The organism is Kangiella sp. (genome assembly GCF_048265365.1).
Taxonomy (GTDB): Bacteria; Pseudomonadota; Gammaproteobacteria; order Enterobacterales; family Kangiellaceae; genus Kangiella.
In genome coordinates this window covers 1-6,198 of the sequence record NZ_JBLXBT010000025.1, presented here as the reverse complement: position 1 = coordinate 6,198, position 6,198 = coordinate 1, and the positions used below count along the sequence as shown (strand labels likewise).

Sequence of the window (6,198 nt, the reverse complement as noted above, 5' to 3'; positions counted from 1 at the left end):
AAGAATTTTTAGTAGTAGTAAATAATGAAAAGTGAGACCAGTGTACTTCAGCAAGTGGAAGAATTCATCAGGCCCTTAGTCTTAGAGCACACACCGGAGGGCACGGAAGTACAAGCGGTTGTAGACCAGTGGATTCATGCGATTGCGACAGACAGCCAGTTTTATTGTGACAATACTCAGGTCGATCCTAAGCAACTTCGAATTGATATTGAGTTTTCTTTAAGTCTTAACGGATTGCTTAAAGATAGAAAAAGTTTTTTTAATGAGGTGTTTGGTCATTTAAAACTTAAACCACTAGAAAACGCATTATTCCGATTTATTGACTTGTTCGCTGGTATCGGTGGAGTAAGACTGGGCTTTCAACAAGCTGGTGGCACTTGTGTTTTTTCTTCAGAATTTGATAAACATGCACAGCTTACATATAAAAAGAATCATGGTGAATTCCCGTTTGGTGATATCACTCTCATTTCTCCTGAATCTATTCCAGACCATGATGTTTTACTTGCTGGGTTTCCTTGTCAGCCTTTTTCTCATGCTGGCTTAAAGCTTGGTATTGAAGATACTCGAGGAACTTTATTTCATGATATAGCCAGAATTATTGAAGAGAAGAATCCACGTTTTGCAGTTTTGGAAAATGTAAAAGGGCTAATAAGCCACGATAAAGGTCATACACTTAAAGTTATTTTAAAAACACTTACAAATATCGGTTACAGCTGTAATATCCCTAAGAGTATTATTGAAAACGGCAGTACCAAAGAGATTCAGAACCTAGCTAAATCAATGGTATTGAAATCAGTAGACTTTGGCGTGCCTCAGAATAGACAAAGAATTTATATTGTACTTTGGAAAGATGGTGAGATTGATAATTTTGATTATCCAGAGTCAATGGAACTTGATACAAGAGTTGGAGACATATTAGAAGCCAATCCTAACCCAAAGCTAACTATTTCTGATCGATTGTGGGAAGGGCATCAAAGACGAAAGATGCAGAATAAGATTAATGGTAAAGGCTTTGGATATGGAATTGTTAACGAAGATTCTCCTTACACAAATACTCTATCTGCTAGGTATTACAAAGATGGCAGTGAAGTATTAATTGAACAGGAAGGCAAAAACCCAAGAAAGGTTAGTCCTAGAGAAGCGGCAAGATTACAGGGTTTTCCGGATGAGTTTGAGTATAGTGATTCGACAGTTCAAGCTTATAAGCAATTTGGTAACAGTGTTACTGTTGATGTAATTAACGCATTAGCAAATCGCATAAAAGAATATCTATAAGGATGCTTAATGTTAGTCGATTTAAGGAAATATAGTGGCAACAGCTCTAAAGCTGTAGTGAATACCAGCACTCTGAAAGAAATTAAGCTACCAAAAAACATTAGGGATAAAATAGAAGAAAGAATTTTAGAAGGTAAACTTACTATTAATCCTTACACTGCATTTTCTAATACAAGTGCAACAAATTATGCTGTAATGCCAAATCAAATTTTCAGATTTGCATGTGAAATCTATGACGCTGCCTTCGATGTCTTAGCTTACTTTAACGTGTTGGATGAAATCAAAAAAGAAAATAATTTGATAGACCTGTTTTCTGAGCGTGTAGAAGATATTGAAGAAAAATTACTGGAATTGAATACTCTTGATGATAACGACGCTAAACTGCTTGCTCAGTTTATATCGTTTCCCAAGAAAAAAGGTGAAAAAAATGAATATAGACTTGGCGGCAAATCAATCTTCAATAAAAGTGAGGCTGGGAAAATAACCGTTCGCTCACATGAAGATTGCTTTGGTTCTATTGTTTTAACCATGGTTAATTTACCAAACTCCTCATCAAGTATTTTTGGAGATTTGGTGTATTCTCTTGTGCAAAATAAATATTTATACGATGAAATTCGAGCGTTTTTCGGCACGTTATCTGTTTCAATACCTTCGGTAAAAACAACAAAACCAAGTATTGAAGTGTACAAACCCTTCCTCCTTCTTGCAGGTATCTCTGGCACAGGTAAAACCCGTTTTGTGCGCGAGCAAGCAAAAACTTCCGGACAGTTTCGTGAGACCTATTGTTTAACCTCGGTGCGCCCCGATTGGCATGAGCCGAGCGATTTGCTTGGTTATATTTCTCGCCTAGCAAAAGACGGAAAAGCCGAATACATCACTACCGATGTGTTGCAGTTTATCGCCAAAGCTTGGCGTGCCATTGCTGATAGTGGCTTAACTGTTGAAGTTCACGATAGCGAAGATCAAGGTGAACGCCTAGTGGTAACAGGTGAACATGATACGTTAGATAAGGTACTGCCTTACTGGTTGTGCTTGGATGAAATGAACCTTGCCCCCGTTGAGCAGTATTTTGCCGATTACTTGTCGGTGCTAGAAACCCGCGAATGGGATTGGAAAGAAGACGGTAGCTTTACCTACAGCAGTGATGCTTTATTAAAACCCGCCACCATTAAAGATGTCGCTGATAAAGAAAAGCTACGTGAAGCGCTAGGCCTTGATGATGCGCAATACGATAAGCTGTGGGCACATATTTGCCAATATGGGTTAGGTATCCCGTTTAACTTGCTGGTCGCGGGCACGGTCAATATGGACGAAACCACCCACGGTTTTTCACGTAAAGTGATTGATCGTGCGCTGAGTTTTGATTTCGGTGAATTTTTCCAAAATGACTATGACGACTTCTTTTCACCAAAACACCTTAATAAGCGACTGACTTACCCTGTGTGGTCTCATGCTAATAAAGAAATGCTATCTAGTACCTTTGATGAAGATGGCTCTAAGACGGTTGGGTTTTTAAAAGCGATTAATGCTGAGCTGAAAAATACCCCATTTGAGCTTGCTTATCGTGCATTGAATGAGTTGTTGTTGTCGGTTACTAGCTATCAGCCACAAGATGAAACGACACTGCACGCTGTGTGGGATGACTTTATGATGTGTAAGGTTTTGCCGCGTATTGAAGGCGATGAAGATAAGCTAATGGTTTCTATTCAAGGCGATCAAAATATTCTACAGCGTCTGATGAGCATTTTAGAGCAACAATTGGCTGATGAAGTTTGGAATATAGGCCGACCTGATCTTTATCGTGAGTACATAGACAATAATGATGCAAAGGTTATGGTTCCTTGTCGATCTAAGAAAAAATTACAGTGGATGAATGATCAACTTGTCCGAGGCTTTGTGTCTTTCTGGCCTTAAATAAATGGAATTTGATATTTTGGCGGTAATACAGCATGGCTGAGAAAAAGACAGAAATCTTGGTGCATGAGCATAATGACTTTGTGCTTTATGTATATGCCGACAATCTCGACACGTCTAGGCGTAAACTGCGGAGAACCTATGAGTCTCGTGGCCTAGTCGGGCCTGCTTGTAAGGATATGGTGGTATTGGTTGGGGCCGAAGCAATGCTTTCAGAAGATGGATGTATTGTTTTGCAACCGTTCTTTTTTGAGAATCGACAGTATTGGTTTGAGGTAGATTTTACGAATCAGCCAAATATTGAGTCTTATGCGGTTAACCATAAACATGCTCTGTTTGATCAAAGTTTTTCCGCTCACCCTAAACGAAAAGTACTAAACGCTTCTATTAACTTTAGCAATGACGTTGGTCTTTGTCGCTTTGATATCCAATATAGCCTTGATGGTGTTCGACATAGGGTTCCTGTGACTTTCACTGTATTTGCGACGAAAATGATTCAAACTCAGGACCTGAGTGTTATGAATCATGCGATTGATCAAGTGTATCCATTATGGCGTTATGCTATTACAGGTAAAACGACTCATCAGCAAGGTAAGTCCGCTAGACAACCTGAGAAGTTTGGGCTGTTTTGGTTAGCGCAGTTTGAACGGTTAGTGTCCGAGTTCAATCAAGGTGTGAAGCGGGTATTAAATGCCCCTCATAACCGCTTGCAGGCTTATACAGATCAGCAAAAGCTAGAAAGAATAAACAAAAGACTTGGAACAAAGTTGGAAGAGCGGGCAAAAGAGCTAGTTGCTTCAAAACGTGCTTCTCGATTGGCTATCAAAAAACAGCGCTTAAATATTGATACACCTGAAAATCGTTTTATTAAAATGGTTTTGTTGAAAATCAAAGCGAATTTGTCTCAGATACTAATGGCTGTCATTAAAGATAAAGACTCGAAAGTATCTAAATCTTTTATCTCAATGTTAGAAGCTTGGCGTGATCAGATAGGAAAATATACAAAGCATAAACTGTGGAAAGAAGTGGGAGAGTTTAAGGGGCAAAATACTGAGTCAAAAGTATTACAAGAAGCGGCTGGATATTCAAAGGTATATCAGGTCTGGCAACAGTTGAAACACTATTTAAATGGTCATGTTGGAGATAGCCAGATATCAATAAAGTCAGTCGCTGATATTTATGAAATTTGGTGTTTCTTAGAAGTTAAATCGGCTATTGAATCATTAGGCTTTACGCAATTAACCAAAAAGCTTAGCCATCTTAAACAAATACAATTTGAAAAACAGTTTCCAGATGATGAAATGGCAGCAGCATTTGTTTACTTTCGTGAAAGCGATGGGATGACGATAGAGATAGCTCACAAACCCTCTTTTACACAAAGCGGCACTGTTAATCGAACTTGGCTTGGGCGACAAAGCCCTGATATTGTGCTTCGTGTTACTCTGGCAAATCATGAGTCATTTTTTATTTTATTCGATGCTAAATATCGCATTGATACACAACAATTCAAAGACAAAGATGGTGTCCCCGAGGATGCTCTTAATCAGATGCATCGATACCGAGACGCTATTATCCACCAGCACCGTTTTGAATATGAGTCACCTTTAAAAAGTCGTCCTGTTATGGGCGCTTTTGCCTTATACCCTGGCTTTTTTGATAACCAAAAAGACCAAGTAAATCCTTACGAAGAGGCCATCAAAGAGATTGGAATTGGGGCATTTGCGTTGTTGCCTAGTAAAGATTCTGAGGTTTCACATAATCATTGGTTGCGCGATTATTTAACGCTAAAACTTTGCGATAGAAAAGCCGAGTTTACTTATCCAAAGATTCCATCAAACGATTACTATTTTGTGGAAGATGCTGCGCGTATCACGCCTTATGGAGTAAATACTGTCAGGCACAATGGGTTAACTATGATTGCCCCCATTAATGAAATAGAACGTGACGATGACTATCTAGAAAAAGCGAGAACAGGAAAGCTACAGGGATATCACACGCAACTTGTAGCGACTAATCGGCAAAACGTACATAGAAACATCGTGCGTGAAATCCGTTATGTCATTGTTACTGTTCGTGAAAAAAATACGGAGCATCAAGTTGGTAAATACTTATATCGTGTTGCAAATGTAAAACTTTTACCAAGGTATGATATTGATAGAAGCTTAACAGGCAAGGAAAGCACCGATAACCGTCATTATTGGCTATTCGAATTCGTTGGCTCGCCAATTGCTCTTAGTGCAGAGATAGAAAAACCATACCTTGAGAGCTTCCAATTCAAACTGACCAAAGCGGAGTATTTACAGCAATTTACGCATTGGGACGATGTTAAGGATGACTTGCAACTCTATACTGAATTTGATCTGAGTTGGTAAAGTTAAATCATGTTAAGGATGTGCCAATGACCACCAAGTTAATCCGCAATAGCACGGCTGAGTTTTTGATTTTTACTGGGCAATCTGGTGAGCAGAGCATCGAGGCCCGTTATGAAGAAGACACTATTTGGCTTTCCCAAAAGCTGATTGCTGAGTTGTTTGACGTTGATGTGCGAACGGTCAGTGAACACTTAAAAAATATCTACTCACTAAGAGAGCTTGATCAAGAGGCAACTATCCGGAAATTCCGGATAGTTCAAGTTGAGGGCAGCCGTGAGGTAAATCGAAATATAGATTTTTACAATTTAGACGCCATTATCTCTGTCGGTTATCGCGTGAATTCTGTGCGAGCGACTCAGTTTCGTCAGTGGGCGACTCAGGTGTTGCGAGAGTTTTCTATCAAGGGTTATGTGATCGATAAAGAGCGCATGGAGAACGGAAGCTTTCTGGGTGAAGATTACTTTGAGCGCTTGCTGGAAGAAATTCGTGAAATTCGCCTTTCTGAACGACGTTTTTATCAGAAGATCACCGATATTTACGCAACCAGTGTTGATTACAATAAAAATGCGCCAACGACTCAATCCTTTTTTGCGACAGTGCAAAACAAACTGCATTTTGCGATTCATGGACAGACTGC

Annotated in this window: 4 protein-coding genes; all 4 read left to right on the top strand. The window is 39.4% G+C overall.

Annotation, left to right across the window (positions count from 1 at the left end; genetic code table 11):
* Window positions 1–24: 24 nt before the first annotated feature.
* Complete coding sequence (locus ACN0VI_RS15450; RefSeq protein WP_417447425.1) at window positions 25–1,275, top strand: DNA cytosine methyltransferase; 1,251 nt, start codon at window positions 25–27, stop codon at window positions 1,273–1,275.
* Between the two features lie 9 nt (window positions 1,276–1,284).
* Window positions 1,285–3,189, top strand: a complete 1,905-nt coding sequence (locus ACN0VI_RS15445; RefSeq protein ID WP_417447424.1) for an McrB family protein — start codon at window positions 1,285–1,287, stop codon at window positions 3,187–3,189.
* Between the two features lie 35 nt (window positions 3,190–3,224).
* Complete coding sequence (locus ACN0VI_RS15440; RefSeq protein ID WP_417447423.1) at window positions 3,225–5,561, top strand: DUF2357 domain-containing protein; 2,337 nt, start codon at window positions 3,225–3,227, stop codon at window positions 5,559–5,561.
* Window positions 5,562–5,587: 26 nt separating this feature from the next.
* The coding region (gene rhuM, locus ACN0VI_RS15435) for a RhuM family protein (protein WP_417447422.1) at window positions 5,588–6,198 on the top strand (611 nt) is incomplete at its 3' end.

Bases quoted from the DNA above. Each gene is read 5' to 3' on its own strand.
- ACN0VI_RS15450 (WP_417447425.1), top strand. From the start codon at position 25: ATGAAAAGTGAGACCAGTGTACTTCAGCAAGTGGAAGAATTCATCAGG.
- ACN0VI_RS15445 (WP_417447424.1), top strand. From the start codon at position 1,285: ATGTTAGTCGATTTAAGGAAATATAGTGGCAACAGCTCTAAAGCTGTA.
- ACN0VI_RS15440 (WP_417447423.1), top strand. From the start codon at position 3,225: ATGGCTGAGAAAAAGACAGAAATCTTGGTGCATGAGCATAATGACTTT.